Here is a 19,388-nt window from a genome sequence, read left to right as displayed (position 1 = left end):
CCCTAATCGGCGAGTTCTTCATAACAGGCCAGCGTGGCGGCCTGCATGGCCTGCAAGGTGTAGGCCGACATCGTAACGGCTGGCGGCACGGATTGCGCGAGCAAGGCCGATGCGGCGGCGGCCAACGCGGCGGCGTCGAACGGCGGCGCCGCGCCTTGCGGCTGCAATTCCCGCAGCAGCTCGCCGACGCCGCCGTGCGCCCAGCCCAGCACCGGGCGGCCTACCGAGAGCGCTTCCAGCACGGTGCGGCCGAAGGCTTCGGGTTTGCGCGACAACTGCAGGACCAGATCGGCGGCCGCATAGGCTTGCGCGATGGCGCCGGTCGGCGGCGTGATCGCGAGCGCGTGCGCGACGCCGCGTCGCGCGGCTTCGGCTTCCAGTTCGGCGACGTAACGCGCGCGCCCCGGTTCGCGCGCGCCCGGCATCCACAAACGCGCGTCCAGGCCGTTCGCGCGCAGCGTTTGCAGCAGCGCCAGCGCATCCGCATGGCCTTTCAGGCGCGTGCCGCGGCCGGGCAACAGCAATAGCGGTCCATCGCCGTCCAATGGCGGATACTGCGCCGCGGCCTCGGCGCGCGCGGCGCGATCGGGCCAAGGCGCGCGCGGGAACTGCGCGGCGTCGATGCCGCGCGGAATTATTCGCAGCTTGGCCGGATCGGTGTCCGGATAATGCTCCAGCACGTATTCGCGCACCGTGCCGGAAACGCAAATTATGCGTTCGCCGCGGGTCATGATCGCGCTGTAGCGCGAGGGCGAATTCAAGCCGTGCACGGTCGTGACGAAATGCGGCCAACGCTCGGCCGATATGCCGCGCAGCGCGCGCCAGCCGATCCACGCAGGCACCCGGGAACGCGCGTGGACGATGTCCGCGCCCGCATCGGCGAACACGCCGCGCAGCGCTCGCGCATGGCGCAGCGTCCAGACCGATTTGCGGCCGATGTCCAGTTCGATATGTTCGGCGCCGGTCGCGCGCAATGCGGGCAACAAGCGTCCTCCGGCGGAGACGACGATGGCGCGATGGCCGGCGCGCACCAGCGCGTCGGCGATCTCGAGGGTGGAACGCTCCACGCCGCCCGACTCCAGCGCGGGCAGCAATTGCACGACGGTCAGCGCGCGGCCCATGCCGTCGCGGCGGCCTCGCTCAGTCCACCAGCACGAAATGCGCGCCGCAGTACGGGCACTGCGATTCGCCGCCCTCGTCCTCGATCGCCAGATAGACGCGCGGATGCGAATTCCACAAAGCCATCGACGGCAGCGGGCAGCTCAACGGCAGATCGGCGCGATGCACCTCGTAACGCTTCTGAGCGTTGGCGGGCGAGCTGGCGGTGGGGGTCTGGGACATGGCGCGGCGGGCCGGGTTGAGCGAAGCCGCTAGTTTAGCGCGCCGGCCACGCCCGCCGGAAACGATCCGAGCCGGGGCTTTTGTAGGAGCGGCTTCAGCCGCGAGCTTTTACCTACAAATCGCGACATCGCAGCGATTTTGAGAGAAAGAGCTCGCGGCTAAAGCCGCTCCTACAAAGAACAGTCAACCGGGCAGATCGAACAGCAGCACGTCCGCGACGCCCTCGCCCGCGCCGACGATGCGCAATTCGTCCTCTTCCTGGGCCAGGCCCAGCGCGTCGCCCGCGGACAAGCGCTGGCCGTCGATTTCGATCTCGCCGCGGGCCACGTGCACCCAGTAGCGCCGATCCTGTTTCGGCGACCATTCCACGGTTTCTCCGGCTTCGAGCAAAGCGCCGCGCAGCCAGGCCTGCTGGCGGATCGCCAAACTGCCTTCGGCGCCGTCCGGCGAAGCCAGCAAACCCCAGCGTCCGCGCCGCGCCTGCGGATCGAAAGCGCGCTGCGCGTAGTCCGGCGGCGTGTTGGAGCGATCGGGCTGGATCCAGATCTGCAGGAAATGCACCGGCTCGCTGTCCGAGGCGTTGAACTCGCTGTGTTCGATGCCGCGGCCAGCGCTCATCCACTGCAGCTCGCCCGGCCGCAGCACGCCGCCGGCGTCGGACAAACTGTCGCGGTGCGCCAACGCGCCGGACAGCACATAGCTGAGGATTTCCATGTTGGCGTGCCGGTGCGGCGGAAAACCGCCGCGCGGCGCGACCCGGTCTTCGTTGATCACGCGCAGCGGACCGAAGCCCATCCAGGCCGGATCGTGGAAGTGGCCGAACGAGAAGGTGTGGCGGCTGTCGAGCCAACCGGCGTCGACGCGCCCACGCTCGTCGGCGGAACGCAGAATGCGCATATGTTTTTACCGCGAAAATGCCGCCGCGCCGCGGAGGCGCGGCGGCCGATGGATTACTTCTTGGCCGGCTTCGCGGCGGCGTCGGCCTTGGGCACCATCGCTTCGGTGGTGATCCGGAGCTCGACTTCGTCGCTCACGTTCGGCGCGAACTTGCCCACGCCGAATTCGCTGCGCTTGAGCTTGGCGGTGGCGTCGAAACCGATCGCGGCGCGCTTGCCCATCGGATGCTCGGCGGCCTTGTTCAAGGTCACGTCCAGCACCACCGGCTTGGTCTGGTCCTTGATGGTCAGGTTGCCGGTGACTTTCAGCTTGCCCGCGCCCGCGGCTTCGACCTTGGTGCTCTTGAAGGTGGCGTTGGGATATTTTTCGGCGTCGAAGAAATCGGCGCTGCGCAGATGCTCGTCGAAATCGGGCACGAAGCTGTTGAGGCCGGCCAGCGGCAGGGTGACTTGCACGCTGGAAGCGCCGACGTTCTTGTCGTCGTAGACCAAGGTGCCGTCGACCTGGCCGAAATTGGCGGCCGGGTGGGAGAAGCCGAAGTGGCTCCAACTGGCCAGCACCACGGTGTGGTTGGGATCGAGCTTGTAGGTCACCGGCGCGGCGAAGGCGGAACCGGCGGCGAATACCAGAGCAGCGGCAAGAACCAGGCGTCTCATCTTTTTCTCCAGACAATGGGATGCGCCACAGTGAGGCAGCGCTGGGTGGATAGGGTTCTCGCCGCCGCAAGCGTGCGGCGAGGGCCTGCAGTGTAGAGTTCGTTCGGTTAAGCGATAGCCACGCCACCGGAACGGATTAGTCGCATACGTGGAACCAAACCCGGCGATTGCCCAGCATTCCGGCCAAATCTGGGCCATTAGCGATGGCCATGCCGGCAACCGCCGACAGGCCCTGGCCTTGGCGGCGGCGATCGATCGCGGCCCGGTCCAAGAGCATGCGCTGCGGACGCGAGCGCCCTGGCGTTGGGTCGCACCGCGGCGCTGGCCGGGCTCGGCGCAGGCCTTCGGAGACGCATTCGCGAACGCTTCCGCGCCCGCGCTGGCGATCGGCTGCGGACGCCAGGCGGCACTGGCCACGCGCCTGCTGCGCGAGCGCGGCGCGAAGGCGGTGCAGATCCTCGATCCGCGCTTGGATCCGGCGCATTGGGATCTGGTGATCGCCCCGGAACACGACGGCCTGCGCGGCGCGAACGTCATCACGCTGCTCGGCAGCTTGAATCCGGTCGACGACGCTTGGCTGGCGCAAGCCCGCGACCGTTTCGCCGCTTTCGCCGAACTACCGCGCCCGCGCACCGCCCTGCTGCTCGGCGGCGACAGCGCGCACGCGCGTTTCGGCGCGATGGCGTTCGAAGTGCTCGCATCCAAGCTGGAAGCGGCGTTAGCCCGCGACGGCGGCAGCGTGCTGATCACGACCTCGCGGCGCACGCCGGCCGAACTGCGCGCGGCCTTGCGCCATCGCTACGACGAAACGCCGGGCGTGGTCTGGCGCGGACCGGACGACGGCGAGAACCCTTATCCCGGGCTGCTGGCCTGGGCCGACCGCATCGTGTGTTCGCCCGATTCGGTGAACATGATTTCCGAAGCCTGCGCGACGTCGGCGCCGGTGTTCGTGTTCGATCCGGCGCGGGTCACGGGGCGTCCGCGGCGTTTTCTGGATGCCCTGCTGCAGCGCGGGCGCATCCGCGCGATGGACGCCGAGTTGGCGCCGTTCGCCGCAGAACCTTTGCGAGAGACTGCGCGGGTCGCCGACGAATTGCGCGCAAGACTAGGGTGGAAGTGACCCGCAAGCAACGAACGACTCTTGAGCCCGAGTCGAGAGCGCCGGATTACGGCTGCATGTCGGGACGTTAACGTCCCCGCGCCCTCACCCGACCCTCTCCCGCAAAACGGGAGAGGGTTCAAACCGCAGCGATCTGCTTTAGCCCTCTCCCGCTTGCGGGAGAGGGTTGGGTGAGTGCGTCCCCTGCGAATAACCACTCAACTCAAGCCTGCAAACCGAAAATCCTCCACGCTTCACGAACCGCGCCGCGCATGGCCGATACTTCCGTGTCCTCGGATACGCGCCGCGAACGACGGTCCAACGTGCAAGCCAGCCCCAAGGCCAGCAATCCGGCATGCGCTTCGACCAAGGCATCGGCAACCGTCGCATCGACAATCGCCGTATCGCGCGCGGCGCGGATCAACCCCGTCGTATCGCGCGGCGCCGACAGCGCCGGATGCTTCGCGGAATCGCGCAGCACCAAGTATTGCAGCAGGAATTCCAGGTCGACCAGGCCGCCCTCGCCCTGCTTCAAGTCGAAATGCGCGGCGTCGGAGCGGTCGAGTTCGGCCCGCATCTTGGCGCGCATCGCGGCGACATCGTCGCGCAGTTTTTGCGGATCGCGCGCGCGCGACAAGGTTTCGGCGCGCACGCTTTCGAAATCGGCGATCAACGACGCGTCGCCGGCGACGCCGCGGGCGCGGACCAGGGCCTGGTGTTCCCAGGTCCAGGCGCGTTCGCGCTGGTAGTCGGCGAAGCTGGCCAAGCTCGACACCAGCAAACCCTTGGCGCCGTCCGGACGCAACCGCACGTCGACTTCGTAGAGCTTGCCGGCCGCGGTCGGCGCGCCGAGCAAGGCGACCAGCTTTTGCGCCAAGCGCGCGTAATAGCGCGGCGCATCCAACGGCCGCGCGCCGTCCGATGCCGCGTCCGACGGCGCGTCGTACAAGAACACCAGGTCCAAGTCGGAACCGAAACCGAGCTCTTCGCCGCCCAGGCTGCCGTAGCCGAGCACGGCGAAGCGCGCGCCGGCCACCGCGCCATGCGCGACGGCGGTTTCGGCGACGGCCAGGCGCAGCGCGATCGCGATTGCCGCATCGGCCAGCCACGCCAGTTGCCGCGCGCTGTCGCTGGCCGGCTGGCGCGCATCGAGCGCGGCCAGCGCGATCCGGAAGCTGAGTGCGTGGCGTTTTTCGTTGAGCGTCTGCAGCGCCGCTTCGGTGTCGTCGCCGGCCGCGACGACCGCCGCTTCGCATTCGGCGCGCAAGCCTTCGCGCTGCGGCAGCGGACCGGCGGCGCGCGCGTCGAGCAGTTCGTCCAGCAACAGCGGATAGGCGGCCACGCGTTCAGCGAGCAAGGCGCTGCGCGATACCGCATCGACCAGGCGACGCAAGGCATCCGGCTGTTCGTCGAGCAAAGCGAGATAACTGCTGCGGCGCAAGACGTTCTGCAGCAGCGCCAGCACCCGCCGCAACGCGGCATCGGGCTGGCGCGAGCGCGCCGCGGCCTGCAGCAGCGCCGGCACCACGCGGTCCAGGCGCGCTCGCGCCGCGTCCGGCAGATCGCGCACGCCCGGCGCGCGCGCGAAATCGCGCAATTGCCCGTCCAGCGAAACCGCATCGCCGAAGCCGGCCTCGGCCAGCGCCGCGCCGTCGCCCTCGTCGGGCAGGGCGCGCCAATAGGCGGCCAAAGCGCTCGGTTCGGCGGCGACGCGCCGAGTCGCCAGCAGGGCTTCGAATTCGGCGGCGACGCGTTCGCGGTGCGGATCGAGTTGGGCGCGCAATTCGGACCAATCGGAATAGCCGAGACCCGCGGCGATGCGCAGGCGATCCGTCCCGTCTTCCGGCAATGCGTGGGTCTGCGCATCGCGCAGCATCTGCAACCGGTTCTCGAGCCGGCGCAAGAAAAGATAGGCGTCGGCGAGCGCATCGCCGACCGCCGGCGCGATCTGCCGCGCCGCCACCAGCGCCTGCAGCGCGGGCAGCAGGCGCCGCTGCTGCAGCTCGGGTTCGCGGCCGCCGCGGATCAACTGCAGCGCCTGCGCCAGGAATTCGATTTCGCGGATGCCGCCAGGACCGCGCTTGATGTCGTCGGCCAGTTCCTTGCGCGCGACTTCCGCGGCGATGGCCGCCTTCATTTCGCGCAAACCCGCCAGCGCTCCGTAATCCAGATAGCGGCGGTAGACGAAAGGCCGCAGGCCCGACAGAAAACGTTCGCCCGCGTCGATATCGCCGGCCACAGGCCGCGCCTTGAGCCAAGCGTAGCGCTCCCAATCGCGGCCTTCGCGCTGGAAGTATTGCTCCATTGCCGCGAACGACAACGCCACCCGGCCCGCGTTGCCGAACGGGCGCAGGCGCAGATCGACGCGATGGCTGAAGCCGTCGACCGTGGTCTCGTCGAGCAGCTTGGCCAACTGCTGGCCGAGCCGCGCGAAATAGTCTTCGGCGTGCAGCGAACGCGCGCCCCGATCCTGATCGGATCGACTCTCGCCGTTTTCGGGATAGGCGTAGACCAGATCGACGTCGGAACTGAAATTCAGCTCGCCGCCGCCGAGCTTGCCCAACCCGAACACCACCAAGCCTTGGATCGCGCCGTCGGCCGAGCGGACTCGGCCGTAGCGTTGCGCGAACTCCTCTTCCAGCGCGGTCAGCGCCGTCCGCAGGCAGGATTCGGCCAAATGCGTGGTGCCGGCGAGCGTGCCGGCGACGTCGTCCAGGCCCAGCGCATCGCGCCAGACCAGGCGCGCCGATTCGGCGGTGCGGTAGCGCCGCAGCAGCGCGGGCCAGTCGCTGCGGTTGTCCGCGCGCAGCTGCGGCGCGGGCGCCGGTGTCGCGCCGTCGTCATCGGCCCATCGCGCCAACAAGTCGGGTTGTTTGATCAAGGTAGCGATCGCGAAGTCGCTGACGATCGCCACTTGGCGGCATCGGCCGATCAGCCCGTCGGACCAGGACAGCGCGGGCGCAACCGCGCGCAGCTGCGCGAGCGCGCGATCGGCGAGGGCGTCGAGGGCGGGTTCGGCGGACGGCACCGCGCGATTGTGTCATGCGGCCGCGATCAGTCGCTGCTGTTGCTTTTCGTAGGAGCTTTAGCCGCGAGCTTTTTTCTCAAAATCTCCGCGATGTCGCGATTTGAAGGAAAGAGCTCGCGGCTAAAGCCGCTCCTACAAAAGCCCGTTCCTGCCGCGGATTCGAAGGAGCATAAAAAAAAGCCCGGAGCGGCGAACCGCTACGGGCTTTTGCTCCCTCCCCCACGTCGGGTGCGGACGCATCGTGAAGGAATCGTTATTGCCCTTGCACGCTGCAGTGCAAAAAAGAACTGATCGGTTCAGGAAAAATGGCCTCAGGCCGCGCGGCGTGTAACCGCTTTCTTGCCGGAATAAGCCAGCGCCGCCTGCGCCGCGGTCTCTCCGGATTCGCAGCCGCCCTCCATGAATCCCTGCGTGTCCAGGGCGCAATGTTCGCCCGCGAAGTGCAGGCCGCCGACGGATTCGCCCATCGCCCCGCGCAATCCGGTCCAGTCGCCGGGGCGGAAACAGGCGTAGCTGCCCAGGGTCCAGGGATGCGAGGGCCAGTGGAAGCGCGCCTCGCGTGCGCCCGCGCGCGCCGCGCTCGCGCCGGGGAACATTTTTTCGATGGCCGCCGTCGCCAAGTCCGCTTGGTGCTGGGGCGTGCCCTGGCCGAGTTCGACGCCGTGCCGGCCGCCGGTGAAGTTCGTCAGCACGCCGCCTTCGCCGGCCTGCTTGCGCGAAGTTTCCCAGGTGGTCTGGAACGGCAGGTCGCTCATCGACGCCCCGTTCGCGCCGCGTTCGCGCCAAACCCGTTTGCCGTAGCCGATCATCAGCTTGGCGTTGGTGCCGTAGGCCAAGCGGTCGATGGCGCGGCGCTTGGCCGCGGGCAGTTCGGCATCGATGCGCACTGTGCGCAACAACGTGAACGGCAAGGCCAGGATCGCCTGCTTGGCGCGCACGTCGCGGGTGGCGCCGTCGCGGCGGAAGGTGAGCGTGTAGCCGGACGCGTCGCCGCGCACCGCTTCGAGCACGCTGCCGGTCTCGATCGCGTCCGACACCTTGCCGGCCAGCGCGCGCGGGATCGAATCGTTGCCGCCACGGACGTGGAAGCGCTCGTCGCTGGCGCCGAATACGGCGAATCTTTGCTTGTCTTCGGTGCCGATGAAGGTGAGGAAATTCAGCGCGGATTGCTGGTCGATCTCCAGCCCCATCTCGGTGGTGTAGGCGACGTCAATCAATTTGCGCAGCCAGCCGCGCGCGCCATGTTTGTCGAGCCATTGCGCGATCGACAGCGCATCCAGCGCCTGCGCGTTCTGCGGATCGGCGTAGGTGATATCGCCGTCGCCCAGCGTCGCCAAATCGCGTTCGATCGCGGCGGCCAGCGGCACGAATTCGCGCACGACCTCTTGTTCGGAGATCGCACGGCCGTCGAAGAACCAGGTGTCGTGGCCGCTATCGCCGTCGAGCAGATCGTCCAACGGCAAGCCGAGTTCGGCCGCCAAGGCGCGGATGCGGACATGATCGGTGTCGATCAGCTCGCCGCCGAGCTCGATCACTTGGCCATCGGGAAAATGATTGCGCAAGCTGAGCATGCGTCCGCCGACGCGGTTCTGCGCCTCGTACACGCGCACCCTCGCCCCGGCCTGGCGCAAGCGGTACGCCGCGGTCAGGCCGGCGATGCCGGCGCCGACGATGACGATTTCGTCGCCGGAAGGCGTCGCCGGTTTCGGCATCGATGCGCATCCGCTCAACAGCAGGCCCGCGCCCGCGCCTTGCATGAAGCGGCGCCGCGAGCGGTCGAAACGCAATTCGCGGCCCTGTTCGTAAAATTCGTCCAGCGGTGCGGAGTCGTGCAGCGAAGCGCGCGCGATGCGAGCGGCGCGTTGCAGCAGGTCGAACAGCGGCGTGCGGCCCATTTTCCCTCCCTGCGAGGCGTATTTCGCTTTTTGTGGTAGCGGCTTCAGCCGCGAGCTCTTTCTTCAGATCACAGCAGACTGATCGAAGAGCTCGCGGCTGAAGCCGCTCCCACAGGAAAGCGAACGCCGTTCCGGCCTCAATCCGGCCGCGGGCCGCGCTTCAGGTCGCGCAGGATTTCGCGTGCGGCGTTGCGCCCCGGCAAGCCGGTCACGCCGCCGCCGGGATGCGTCCCCGATCCGCACAAATACAGATCGCGCAAGGCGCCGCGGTAATTGCCCTGCCCCAGCCAGGGCCGCGCGCTGAACACTTGGTCCAGGCCCAGCGAGCCGTGGAAGATGTCGCCGCCGACCAGGCCGAACTCGCGCTCCAGATCCAGCGGCGACAGCGCGCGGTAGCCGAGCACGCTGCGGCGGAAATTCGGCGCGTAGGCGTCGACGGTGTCGATCATCAAATTCGCGACGGTGTCGCGATGCGCGTCCCAACCGCCGTCCACGTCCGGATGCACATGCTGGCAGAACAGGCTGGCGACGTGCTGGCCCGGCGGCGCGAGCGTGTCGTCCAACGTGGACGAAATCACTACCTCCACGATCGGCGCGCGCGACCAGCCGGCATTGTGTTCTTTCGATTTGGCATCGAAATAGGCTTGCTCGAAATAGCGCAACGACGGCCCGATCAGGATGCCGCTTTGATGGTGCGGCTGCAGCTGCGTGCCGGGCGCGGCGGCGAAATCCGGCAGCTCCGACAAAGCCACGTTCATGCGGAACGTGCCGGAACCGCAGCGGTAGCGGTCGGCGCGCTCGGCCGTATTCGCGTCGAGCTGCTCGCGCGGAATCAATTTTTGGTAGAGCAGCTTCGGATTGAGGTTCGACACGACCGTCTTCGCGCGCAATTCGCGCCCGTCGGCGAGGACGACGCCCGCGGCGCGCCCGCCTTCCACGATCACGCGCTCCACGCCCGAACCGATCTCGACTTCGACGCCGCGCGCCGCGCATTCCTTGGCGATGGCTTGGGTGATCGCGCCCATGCCGCCGATCGCATGGCCCCAGACGCCGGATTTGCCGTTCACTTCGCCGAACACGTGATGCAGCAGCACGTAGGCCGAGCCCGGCGTGTACGGACTGGCGAAATTGCCGACCACCGAGTCCCAGCCTAGCGTCGCCTTCAACGGTTCGGATTCGAACCACCGGTCGAGCAGTTCGCCGGCGGACTTGGTGAACAAATCCAGCAAGTCGCGCCGGCCGCGCATGTCCAGATGCTTGAGCTGCTTGGCCGCGGACAGCGAGGCCAGCCAATCGGCGAGCACGAAACGGTCCGAGACGTTCGGCGGCGCGCGCTGCATCAGTTCGCGCAGCACCGCGACGACGCGGTCGAGCATGGCGTAGTAGTCGGGCAAGCGCTGCGCGTCGCGAGCGCTCCACTTCGCCACTTCGGCCTGGGTGTGTTCGCCGCCCAAGCGGAACGCACGTCCGTCCGGCAACGGCAGGAAATTCGCGTACGGCCGCTCGACCACGCGTAGGCCGTGCTCGGCCAGGCGCAAATCGTGGATCACCTTCGGATTGAGCAGGCTGACCGTGTAGCTGGCGGTGGAATTGCGGAAGCCGGGGTGGAATTCCTCGGTGACTGCGGCGCCGCCGACGATGTTGCGGCGTTCCAGCACCTTCACTTTCAGCCCCGCCGCGGCGAGATAAGCCGCGCAGACCAGGCCGTTGTGGCCGCCGCCGATGATCAGGACGTCGTTGGTGTCGTTCATCGCGGCAGTGTAGCCCGGCCCGGCGCGTTCCGGTTTCTTGGCGGAAAAATCACGGCATGCGAACGGCGGCGCGTTGTATTACTTCGGCGCGGCAGAATACAGAGGAGGTACGCGATGTATGTGGTCATGGGCGCCACGGGTCACGTCGGTTCGTCCGTCGCGTCGAACCTGTTGGCGCAGAAACAGGCCGTCGTCGTCGTTACCCGCGATGCCGCCAAAGCGGAGGAATGGCGCGGCCGCGGCGCGGACGCTTGCGTGATCGACGATGTCCGCTCCGTAGACCAGCTCCGGCAGGCCTTCAAGCGCGGACGGCGCGCGTTCCTGCTGAACCCGCCCGCGCCCATCGATACGGATACGGATCGCGAGGAACGCGAAACGGTGCGCTGCATCCTCGAAGCATTGCAGGATTCCGGCTTGGAAAAGGTGGTCGCCGAATCCACCGGCGGCGCACAGCCCGGAGAACGGTGCGGCGACTTGAACGTTCTTTACGAATTCGAACAGGGCCTGGAACGACAACCGATCCCCGCCCACTGCATCCGCGCGGCTTACTACTACAGCAATTTCGACGGCATGCTCGGCCAGGCGAAGCGAGGGCGGCTGCCGTCGATGTATCCCGCCGACCTGAAGATTCCCATGGCGGCTCCCGAGGACCTGGGCAAGATCGCCGCGCGGTTGTTGCAGGAATCTCCCGCCGACACCGGCGTCACTTATGCGGAAGGGCCGGAAAGATATTCCTTCGCGGACGCGGCACTGGCGTTCCAGCAGGCGCTGGGACGGCCGGTCGCTCTGGAGGTCTTGCCCCGGACGCAGTGGGAAGAAGCTTTCCGCGAACTGGGATTTTCGCCTGCAGCGGCGGATTCTTATGCGCGGATGACCGCCGCGACCGCCGATTCGGATTTCGAAGTGCCCGGCGAGCCGGCGAGAGGTGCGGTGACGCTGCGGGACTACATCGCCTTGCTGGTCGAAGCCGAGGGCTGACCGCTCCCCGCCGGATCGCAGGCTTCGCGCTCGGAACGACGGCATCGCGCGGGCCGCGTTCCGGTAAAAGAAAGGCCCGCTCGCGCGGGCCTTTCGATGCAACGGATGACGGATCGGCTTAGAAGTCCATCCCGCCCATGCCGCCCATGCCGCCGCCCGGCGGCATCGCCGGCTCGTCCTTCTTCGGAGCCTCGGCCACCATCGCTTCGGTGGTGATCATCAGGCCCGCGATCGAAGCGGCGTTCTGCAGCGCGGTGCGGGTGACCTTGGTCGGGTCCAGGATGCCCATCTCGACCATGTCGCCGAACTCGCCGGTGGCGGCGTTGTAGCCGAAGCTGCCGCTACCCGCGACGACCTTGTTCAAGATCACGCTCGGCTCTTCGCCGGCGTTGGTGACGATCTCGCGCAGCGGAGCTTCCATCGCGCGCTTGGCGATCAGGATGCCGTGGTTCTGGTCTTCGTTGGCGCCCTTCAGGTCCTTCAGCGCGGCCAGCGAACGGATCAGCGCGACGCCGCCGCCCGGGACCACGCCTTCTTCCACCGCCGCACGCGTCGCGTGCAGGGCGTCTTCGACGCGGGCCTTCTTTTCCTTCATTTCGATCTCGGTCGAGGCGCCGACCTTGATCACCGCCACGCCGCCGGCCAGCTTGGCCACGCGCTCCTGCAGCTTCTCGCGGTCGTAGTCCGAAGAGGTCTCTTCGATCTGCGCCTTGATCTGCTTGATGCGGGCTTCGATCGACGCGGTGTCGCCGGCGCCGTCGATGATGGTGGTGTTTTCCTTGGTGACCTGGATCTTCTTGGCGCGGCCCAGATCCTTGATCGTGGCCTTCTCCAGCGACAGGCCCACTTCCTCGGAGATCACGGTGCCGCCGGTCAGCGTCGCCATGTCTTCCAGCATCGCCTTGCGGCGGTCGCCGAAGCCCGGCGCCTTCACCGCGCAGACCTTGACGATGCCGCGGATGGTGTTGACCACCAGGGTCGCCAGCGCTTCGCCTTCCACTTCTTCGGCGACGATCAGCAGCGGCTTGCCGGCCTTGGCCACGCCTTCCAGCACGGGCAGCAGGTCTCGCACGTTCGAGATCTTCTTGTCGTGCAGCAGGATGTACGGGTCGTCCAGCTCGGCCGACATCGACTGCTGGTTGTTGACGAAGTACGCCGACAGGTAGCCGCGGTCGAACTGCATGCCTTCCACGACGTCCAGCTCGTTCTCCAGGCCCGAGCCTTCCTCGACCGTGATCACGCCTTCCTTGCCGACCTTCTTCATCGCGTCGGCGATGATGTTGCCGATCGACTCGTCGCTATTGGCCGAGATGGTGCCGACCTGGGCGATCGCCTTGTCGTCGGCGGTGGGCTTGGACAGGTTCTTCAGCTCGGCGGTGGCGGCCTGTACGGCCTTGTCGATGCCGCGCTTGAGGTCCATCGGGTTCATGCCGGCGGCGACCGCCTTCATGCCTTCGCGGATCAGCGCCGCGGCCAGCACGGTCGCGGTGGTGGTGCCGTCGCCGGCGTTGTCGGAGGTCTTGGAAGCGACTTCCTTCACCATCTGCGCGCCCATGTTCTCGAACTTGTCGGCCAGTTCGATTTCCTTGGCGACGGAGACGCCGTCCTTGGTGATGGTCGGCGCGCCGAAGCTCTTCTCGAGCACGACGTTGCGGCCCTTCGGGCCGAGGGTGGCCTTGACGGCATTGGCGAGGATGTTGACGCCGCGCAGCATGCGTGCGCGCGAGTCCTCGCCGAAACGGATTTCTTTGGCAGCCATGGGACTAACTCCAGAATTAGAAATTTATTGCGGTTGCTCTTTTCTTGTGTAGAGCGGAGCTCGCTCCGCTGCTCTTGTTTCGAGCTTGACTAAAAGCAGCGGAGCAAGCTCCGCTCTACAAAAAGCGGGATCAGCCGAGGACGGCGAGGATGTCGTCTTCGCGCACGATCTTGTATTCGGTGCCTTCGTGCTTGTACGAGGAACCCGAGTACTGGCCGTAGATGACCTTGTCGCCGACCTTGACCTTCGGCGCACGCAGGTTGCCGTTGTCCAGCGCCTTGCCTTCGCCCACGGCGATCACTTCGCCCTTGGTCGGCTTCTCTTTGGCGTTGTCGGGGATCAGGATGCCGCCGGCGGAGACTTCGTCGGCTTCGATCGGCTTGACGACCACGCGGTCGTAGAGCGGCTTGAGATTCATTGCGACCCTCTTAAGTGGCTGATTCGTAACGGGATGGACCAGCGATTTTAGCAGTCGAATATGACGACTGCCAACGCCGGGGACCGAAAAAACCCGGCGCGCCGGGATTGCTGGGATGTGGGGCGGCGGCGGCGGGCTTTCAAGAGGTCTTTAGCGATTTTTGATGTTATAACTTGCGTAATAACATCGGATCCGGCACAGTGGAATCATGACCTCGACTCTCAAACTCAGCCGCATCGGCAACTCCGTCGGCGTGATCCTGCCCAAGGACGTGCTGGCCAAGCTGCGCGTGCGCGAAGGCGACCTGCTGTATCTGACCGAAGCGCCGGACGGCTACCGGATCAGCCAGTACGACCCGGAGTTCGCGCGGCAGATGGAGGCCGCCGAGGAAGTCATGCGCCGCCGCCGCGACGCACTGCGCGAACTCGCCAAATGAACGAGCCCGTTTGGCTCGAAACCGCACTGATCGTCGCCGTGCACGAATACCAGCTCGCCGAACATGGCGGAGCGGTAGGCGTGCGGGACGAGGGGCTACTGGCCAGCGCTTTGGCCCGCCCGCAGCAATTGTGGAGCTACGGCGAGCCCCCGCCAGACATGGCGACTCTCGCGGCCGCGTACGGTTTCGGCATCGCCCGCAACCATCCTTTCGTCGACGGCAACAAGCGCAGCGCCTTGGTGGCGATGGAAACCTTCCTCAACATCAACGGATGGCAGCTGACGGCTTCCAACGTCGAATGCGTGCGCGAACTGCTCGCGCTCGCCGCCGGCGATGTCGGCGAGACGGAGCTCGCCGACTGGCTCAGGGCGCACCTGGCCCGGTCGGAATAAGCTCGGAAGCCTGCGAATACGCCGTCGGCTACCCTATACGCCCTTTCCGCCGGCGAAATAACTTGTCCGCCCTGGTCTGCCTCTGCGCTTGCCCCGATCCTGAAACCGCCGGCCGCATCGCCGCGGCCTTGGTGGAAGAGCGGCTGGCGGCCTGCGTGAACCTGCTGTCCGGCATGCGTTCGGTGTACCGCTGGCAGGGCAAAATCGAAAGCGCCGAAGAGACCCTGCTGCTGATCAAAACGACAACGGACCGGCTGAAGCGGGTGTCGGAGCGGATCGTCGAGCTGCATCCTTATGAACTCCCCGAAGTGATCGCGGTCGAAACGGCGGGCGGATGGCCCGCCTACCTGGACTGGATCGCGGCGCAGACGCGCGAAGAGGATCGATGATGGCGTTGCGCGTGCGCGGCTTGGCCGCCTTCCTGTTGTCGTTGGCTGCGGCCGCGGCTCTGCCGGCCGGCGCGGTCGACGAGGACGATCTGTTGCCGGTGGATCAAGCCTTCGCGCTCAGCGCGAACGCGCCCGCGCCCGATCGCATCCAATTGCGCTGGAAGATCGCCGACGGCTATTACTTGTACCGCCACCGCATCTCCGTGCAAGCCACGGGATTCCAGGCGAAGCCGTTGCAACTGCCGAACGGCAAGAAGCACACCGACGAATTCTTCGGCCCGGTGGAAACCTATCGCGGCGAATTGGTCGCGACGCTGCCGGGAGCGACGATCGGGCAGGCGCGCCAGGTTTCGCTGAAGGTGAAATACCAAGGCTGCGCGGATCTGGGCGTGTGCTATCCGCCGCAGACGCGCACGCTATCGGTGAGCTTGCCTATGGGATCGGGTTCTGTGGGAGCGGCTTCAGCCGCGAGCTCTTCCGATCAGAGCTCCGCGCAATCTCAAAATCAACCGCTCGCGGCTGAAGCCGCTCCTACAAAAAGCAACAGCGGCGACGCGGGCTTCTCCGCTTTCGGCAAATCGCTCGGCGCGGGCGGCGCATCCGCGCAAGGCATCGCGGCGAACGGCGCCGCCGATGCGTTGCCGCTGCCGCCCGAGCAAGCATTCAAATTCGAAGCCATCGCCGACGGCGGCAACGCGCTGCTGCTGCGCTTCACGCCTGCGAAGGGCTATTACCTGTACCGCGACAAGACGGCGCTGAAACTCGAGGGCGCCGATGGTGTGATGCTGGGCAAGCCCGCGTGGCCGAAAGGCGTGGCGCATCGCGACGAGCATTTCGGCGATGTGGTCGTCTATTTCGACCAAATCGATTTGCCGGTGCCGCTCGCGCGCAGCGTGGCCGACGCGCGCAAGGCGACGTTGACCGCGACTTTCCAGGGCTGCCAGAACGACGGCATCTGCTATCCGCCGATGACGCGCACGGTGGCGTTATCGATTCCGGCGGGCGCCGCAACTTCGAAAAACGACCAAGCCGCACTTGCAGGAGCGGCTTCTATAGGAGCGGCTTCAGCCGCGAGCTCTTCCCAACAGGAAGAAGCGACCCCCACGCCTATCGTTCCTGAGAAAGAGCTCGCGGCTGAAGCCGCTTCTACAAAAGAACAGAGCGGCGACGCCGCCTCGCAAGCCGAAGACAGCCGCCTCGCCGCCGCGCTCGCCGGCTCGCACCGTTGGCTCGCCCTGCTCGGCTTCTTCGTCGCAGGCTTGCTGTTGGCGTTCACGCCTTGCGTGCTGCCGATGATCCCGATCCTCTCCGGCCTGATCGCCGGCCGCGGCGAGCGGGTCGGCGCGATGCGCGCGTTTTCGCTGTCGTTGGTCTACGTGCTGGCCAGCGCGGTGGTGTTCACCGTCGCCGGCGTACTCGCCGGGTTGCTGGGCGCGGGCGCCAATCTGCAAACCGCGTTCCAGAAACCGTGGGTGATCGTTGCCTTCGCAGCGCTGTTCGTCGCGCTATCGCTGTCTATGTTCGGCTTGTACGAATTGCAATTGCCCGCCTTCCTGCGCGCCAAGCTCGGCGCGATCAGCGACAAGCAGCGCGGCGGCTCGCTGTGGGGCGTGGCGGCGATGGGCATGCTGTCGGCGCTGATCGTCGGCCCTTGCGTGGCGCCTCCGTTGGCCGGCGCGGTGCTGTTCATCAGCCAGACCCGCGACGCGGTGTTCGGCGGCGCGGCCTTGTTCCTGCTGGCGATGGGGATGGGCGCGCCACTGCTGGCCTTCGGCGTGGCCGCCGGACGCGGCATGCCGACTTCGGGGCCGTGGATGACGGCGGTGCAGCGCGTGTTCGGCTTCGTCTTCGTCGGCTTGGCGATCTGGATGCTGTCGCGGATCCTGCCCGGCGCGGCGACGTTGGCCTTGTACGGCGTGCTGGCGCTGGCCGTCGCGGCCTGGGCGTTCTCGCTGGCGCGGCCCGATAGCGGCGAGCGCACGCGCTGGATCGCGCGCTTCTTCGGCTTGCTGCTGGCGGTGGTCGGCGCGGCGGAACTGCTGGGCGCGATGGCCGGCGGCAAGGATCCGCTGCAACCCCTCGCGGGCGCGATCGGCGGCAAGCGCGAAACGCGCGAGCTGCCGTTCCGCATGATCAAATCGTCGGCCGACCTGGACCGCGAACTCGCCGCCGCGCGCGCCGCCGGCAAGCCGCTGCTGTTCGATTTCTACGCCGACTGGTGCGTGTCCTGCAAGGAAATGGAGAAGTACACCTTCGCCGAACCCGCCGTGCACGCCGCGCTCGCCGATTTCGTGCTGTTGAAAGCCGACGTCACCGCCAACGACGACCTCGATCAGGCGCTGATGAAGCGCTTCGGCATCATCGGCCCGCCGGCCACTTTGTTCTTCGCCGACGGCGCGGAACGGCGCGAATTGCGTTTGGTCGGTTTCGAAAAAGCCGACGCTTTCGTCCAGCGCAGCGCGCAGGCGCGCTGATGGGCAATACCGCCAAGATCGTGTTGGTCGCCGTGGTCGCGGGCGCGCTGGGCGTGGCCGCGTCGCTGCTGACGAACGGGCCGGGACCGCTGCTGAAGACCGAGATCGGCCAGCGCGCCGCGCAAAGCGTGCTGTCGGCGACCGCGCCGCCGACGCCCACGGGCCTGAAAGTAGCCAAGCGCAGCGAACCGGTGCCCGCTTTCGCCTTGTCCGGTCTCGACGGCCAGGCCGTCGAGCTGCCGAAGGCCTATGCCGGCCGGCCGTTGCTGATCAACGTCTGGGCCAGCTGGTGCGGACCCTGCATCGAGGAAATGCCGGAACTGCAGCGATTCCACGCCGAACAGGGCGCCAATGGGGTGCAGGTGATCGGCATCGCTCTGGACGACGACGCCGCGGTGCGCGAGTTCCTGAAAAAGATCCCGGTCGGCTACCCCCTCTTCCTCGACGCCGCCGGCCCGGCCGACGCCGGCGTCCGGCTGGGCAATCCGAAGGGCGTGCTGCCTTATTCGGTGCTGGTCTCGGCCGACGGCCGCTTGCTAAAACAGCGGATCGGGCCCTTTGAGCACGGCGAAATCGCCGAGTGGGCGAAGCAGTAGGGTGGGCTTTAGCCCACCATTGCCATCTCCCCCGCTTCGACAGGCGCCCCGGCGGAATGAAAGACCGTCATCAATTTCGCCGCAGGGTCTGCAGCGACTGGAAAATGGCAATGGCGGGCTAAAGCCCGCCCTACGCCCGCCGCACCGCCGGGCCATCGACGCAAGCGTGATTCGGTACGCAATTCAAACAGGCGTTCAATTTTCGCGAATCCGGCCGAACTTCGGCGAACTGGACAGCATCGGCGCGATCGCGCAGACTGCGCGCCTCGCTTACCGAGCCTGGCGATGGCGAAGCTGCTGGTCCTGCATGGCCCCAACCTCAACCTGCTCGGCACCCGCGAGCCGGAGATCTATGGCCATGCGACCTTGGAAGAGATCGACGCCGATCTCGCCACCCGGGCCCTGGCCAAGGGCCATGAGCTGGAAAGCTTCCAGTCCAACGCCGAGCACGAGCTGATCGCCCGAGTCCAAGCCGCCCGCGAGGACGACACCGACTTCATCCTGATCAACCCGGCCGGCTTCACCCACACCTCGGTGGCCCTGCGCGACGCGCTGGCAGCCGTGGCCATCCCTTTCATCGAAGTGCACCTGTCCAACCCGCATGCCCGCGAGCCGTTCCGCCGCACCAGCTATTTCAGCGACCTGGCCGTCGGCGTGGTCTGCGGCTTCGGGCCGTTGAGCTACGGACTGGCCTTGGCGGCGGCCATGAGAAAGCTGGAATCGGGCGACTGACGCACCTCATCCCGCCCTCTCCGCAGTGGAGAGGGCGAAAAAAGACAAAACCCTATCGAGGCCGACATGGACCTTAGAAAAATCAAGAAACTGATCGACCTGCTGGAAGAGTCCAATCTCGCCGAAATCGAGATCAAGGAAGGCGAAGAATCGGTGCGCTTGGCGCGCACGCCCAAGGGCAGCGTGGCCTACGCCCCGGCGCCGACGATGATCGCTGCGCCCGCGCAAGCGGCGGCCGCCGCGCCGATGCCGATGCACTCGCCCACCGAAGCGGCCACCGGCGGCACCGCCAAGCCTTCCGATTTGCCCGACGGCCACGTGGTGCGCTCGCCGATGGTCGGCACGTTCTACGCCTCGCCCAGCCCGGACAAGCCGGCGTTCGTCACCGTCGGCCAGACGGTCAAGGCCGGCGAGACGCTGGGCATCATCGAAGCGATGAAGATGTTCAACCCGATCGAGGCGGATGTCTCCGGCACGGTACTGGCCGCGCTCGGCGAGAGCGGACAGCCGGTCGAATTCGACCAGCCCCTGTTCGTGATCGGCTGAG

General features: G+C 66.9%; 18 protein-coding genes. 9 read left to right on the top strand and 9 right to left on the bottom strand.

The genetic code is table 11. From position 1 onward, the window contains the following. Window positions 1–2 precede the first annotated feature (2 nt). The 4 genes from FCE95_RS11100 to FCE95_RS11085 all read right to left on the bottom strand — a co-directional run bounded on the left by FCE95_RS11100 (window position 3) and on the right by FCE95_RS11085 (window position 2,894). Complete coding sequence (locus tag FCE95_RS11100) at window positions 3–1,121, bottom strand: glycosyltransferase (protein ID WP_137267079.1); 1,119 nt, start codon at window positions 1,119–1,121, stop codon at window positions 3–5. Window positions 1,122–1,140: 19 nt separating this feature from the next. Next, the gene (locus FCE95_RS11095) at window positions 1,141–1,341 is read right to left on the bottom strand and encodes a zinc-finger domain-containing protein (protein ID WP_137267078.1); all 201 of its coding nucleotides are present in this window, start codon (window positions 1,339–1,341) and stop codon (window positions 1,141–1,143) included. A 183-nt stretch (window positions 1,342–1,524) separates the two neighbouring features. Further along, the gene (locus tag FCE95_RS11090) at window positions 1,525–2,238 is read right to left on the bottom strand and encodes a pirin family protein (protein WP_137267077.1); all 714 of its coding nucleotides are present in this window, start codon (window positions 2,236–2,238) and stop codon (window positions 1,525–1,527) included. A gap of 53 nt (window positions 2,239–2,291) precedes the next feature. Further along, complete coding sequence (locus FCE95_RS11085) at window positions 2,292–2,894, bottom strand: YceI family protein (protein ID WP_137267076.1); 603 nt, start codon at window positions 2,892–2,894, stop codon at window positions 2,292–2,294. A gap of 166 nt (window positions 2,895–3,060) precedes the next feature. Between FCE95_RS11085 and FCE95_RS11080 the strand changes: the two genes are divergently transcribed. Then, window positions 3,061–4,014 (top strand): mitochondrial fission ELM1 family protein, encoded by a 954-nt coding sequence (locus FCE95_RS11080; protein WP_137267576.1) that lies wholly within the window; start codon window positions 3,061–3,063, stop codon window positions 4,012–4,014. Window positions 4,015–4,216: 202 nt separating this feature from the next. On the opposite strand, the gene glnE is transcribed toward FCE95_RS11080, so the two are convergent. The 3 genes from glnE to FCE95_RS11065 all read right to left on the bottom strand — a co-directional run bounded on the left by glnE (window position 4,217) and on the right by FCE95_RS11065 (window position 10,667). Then, window positions 4,217–7,021: a bifunctional [glutamate--ammonia ligase]-adenylyl-L-tyrosine phosphorylase/[glutamate--ammonia-ligase] adenylyltransferase gene (gene glnE, locus FCE95_RS11075; protein ID WP_137267075.1), complete on the bottom strand. Its 2,805-nt coding sequence runs from the start codon at window positions 7,019–7,021 to the stop codon at window positions 4,217–4,219. A 311-nt stretch (window positions 7,022–7,332) separates the two neighbouring features. After that, the gene (locus tag FCE95_RS11070; protein ID WP_137267074.1) at window positions 7,333–8,916 is read right to left on the bottom strand and encodes a flavin monoamine oxidase family protein; all 1,584 of its coding nucleotides are present in this window, start codon (window positions 8,914–8,916) and stop codon (window positions 7,333–7,335) included. A gap of 137 nt (window positions 8,917–9,053) precedes the next feature. Further along, window positions 9,054–10,667, bottom strand: a complete 1,614-nt coding sequence (locus tag FCE95_RS11065) for a phytoene desaturase family protein (protein WP_137267073.1) — start codon at window positions 10,665–10,667, stop codon at window positions 9,054–9,056. Between FCE95_RS11065 and FCE95_RS11060 the strand changes: the two genes are divergently transcribed. Beyond that, window positions 10,626–11,645 carry an NmrA family NAD(P)-binding protein gene (locus tag FCE95_RS11060; protein ID WP_223266861.1) on the top strand — a complete coding sequence of 340 codons (1,020 nt, stop codon included), beginning with the start codon at window positions 10,626–10,628 and terminating at the stop codon, window positions 11,643–11,645. The two genes, FCE95_RS11065 and FCE95_RS11060, sit on opposite strands and share 42 nt — an antisense overlap. 118 nt (window positions 11,646–11,763) lie before the next feature. Here FCE95_RS11060 and groL read toward each other — a convergent pair whose 3' ends face one another. Then, window positions 11,764–13,404 (bottom strand): chaperonin GroEL, encoded by a 1,641-nt coding sequence (gene groL, locus FCE95_RS11055; protein WP_137267072.1) that lies wholly within the window; start codon window positions 13,402–13,404, stop codon window positions 11,764–11,766. 130 nt (window positions 13,405–13,534) lie between these two features. Continuing rightward, window positions 13,535–13,822 (bottom strand): co-chaperone GroES, encoded by a 288-nt coding sequence (locus FCE95_RS11050; RefSeq protein ID WP_137267071.1) that lies wholly within the window; start codon window positions 13,820–13,822, stop codon window positions 13,535–13,537. Between the two features lie 208 nt (window positions 13,823–14,030). Here FCE95_RS11050 and FCE95_RS11045 point away from each other — a divergent pair, with 208 nt between their 5' ends. The 7 genes from FCE95_RS11045 (at window position 14,031) to accB (ending at window position 19,387) form a co-directional block, all read left to right on the top strand. Next, window positions 14,031–14,258, top strand: a complete 228-nt coding sequence (locus FCE95_RS11045) for an AbrB/MazE/SpoVT family DNA-binding domain-containing protein (protein WP_137267070.1) — start codon at window positions 14,031–14,033, stop codon at window positions 14,256–14,258. Then, window positions 14,255–14,650: a type II toxin-antitoxin system death-on-curing family toxin gene (locus tag FCE95_RS11040; RefSeq protein WP_137267069.1), complete on the top strand. Its 396-nt coding sequence runs from the start codon at window positions 14,255–14,257 to the stop codon at window positions 14,648–14,650. Before FCE95_RS11045 ends, FCE95_RS11040 begins: the two co-directional genes overlap by 4 nt. A 62-nt stretch (window positions 14,651–14,712) precedes the next feature. Further along, window positions 14,713–15,039, top strand: a complete 327-nt coding sequence (cutA, locus tag FCE95_RS11035) for a divalent-cation tolerance protein CutA (RefSeq protein ID WP_223266860.1) — start codon at window positions 14,713–14,715, stop codon at window positions 15,037–15,039. Further along, complete coding sequence (locus FCE95_RS11030) at window positions 15,039–17,513, top strand: protein-disulfide reductase DsbD (RefSeq protein ID WP_137267067.1); 2,475 nt, start codon at window positions 15,039–15,041, stop codon at window positions 17,511–17,513. The genes cutA and FCE95_RS11030 overlap by 1 nt, the downstream gene beginning before the upstream one ends. Then, window positions 17,513–18,109, top strand: a complete 597-nt coding sequence (locus FCE95_RS11025) for a TlpA family protein disulfide reductase (protein ID WP_137267066.1) — start codon at window positions 17,513–17,515, stop codon at window positions 18,107–18,109. Before FCE95_RS11030 ends, FCE95_RS11025 begins: the two co-directional genes overlap by 1 nt. A 285-nt stretch (window positions 18,110–18,394) precedes the next feature. After that, window positions 18,395–18,841, top strand: a complete 447-nt coding sequence (gene aroQ, locus FCE95_RS11020) for a type II 3-dehydroquinate dehydratase (protein ID WP_137267065.1) — start codon at window positions 18,395–18,397, stop codon at window positions 18,839–18,841. 66 nt (window positions 18,842–18,907) lie between these two features. Beyond that, window positions 18,908–19,387 (top strand): acetyl-CoA carboxylase biotin carboxyl carrier protein, encoded by a 480-nt coding sequence (accB, locus tag FCE95_RS11015; protein WP_137267064.1) that lies wholly within the window; start codon window positions 18,908–18,910, stop codon window positions 19,385–19,387. Window position 19,388: the final 1 nt, after the last annotated feature.

The organism is Luteimonas gilva (genome assembly GCF_005239095.1).
In the GTDB taxonomy this organism is placed as follows: Bacteria; Pseudomonadota; Gammaproteobacteria; order Xanthomonadales; family Xanthomonadaceae; genus Luteimonas_C; species Luteimonas_C gilva.
Note: the sequence above shows the minus strand (reverse complement) of the source record. Positions and strands in the feature narration are given on the sequence as shown.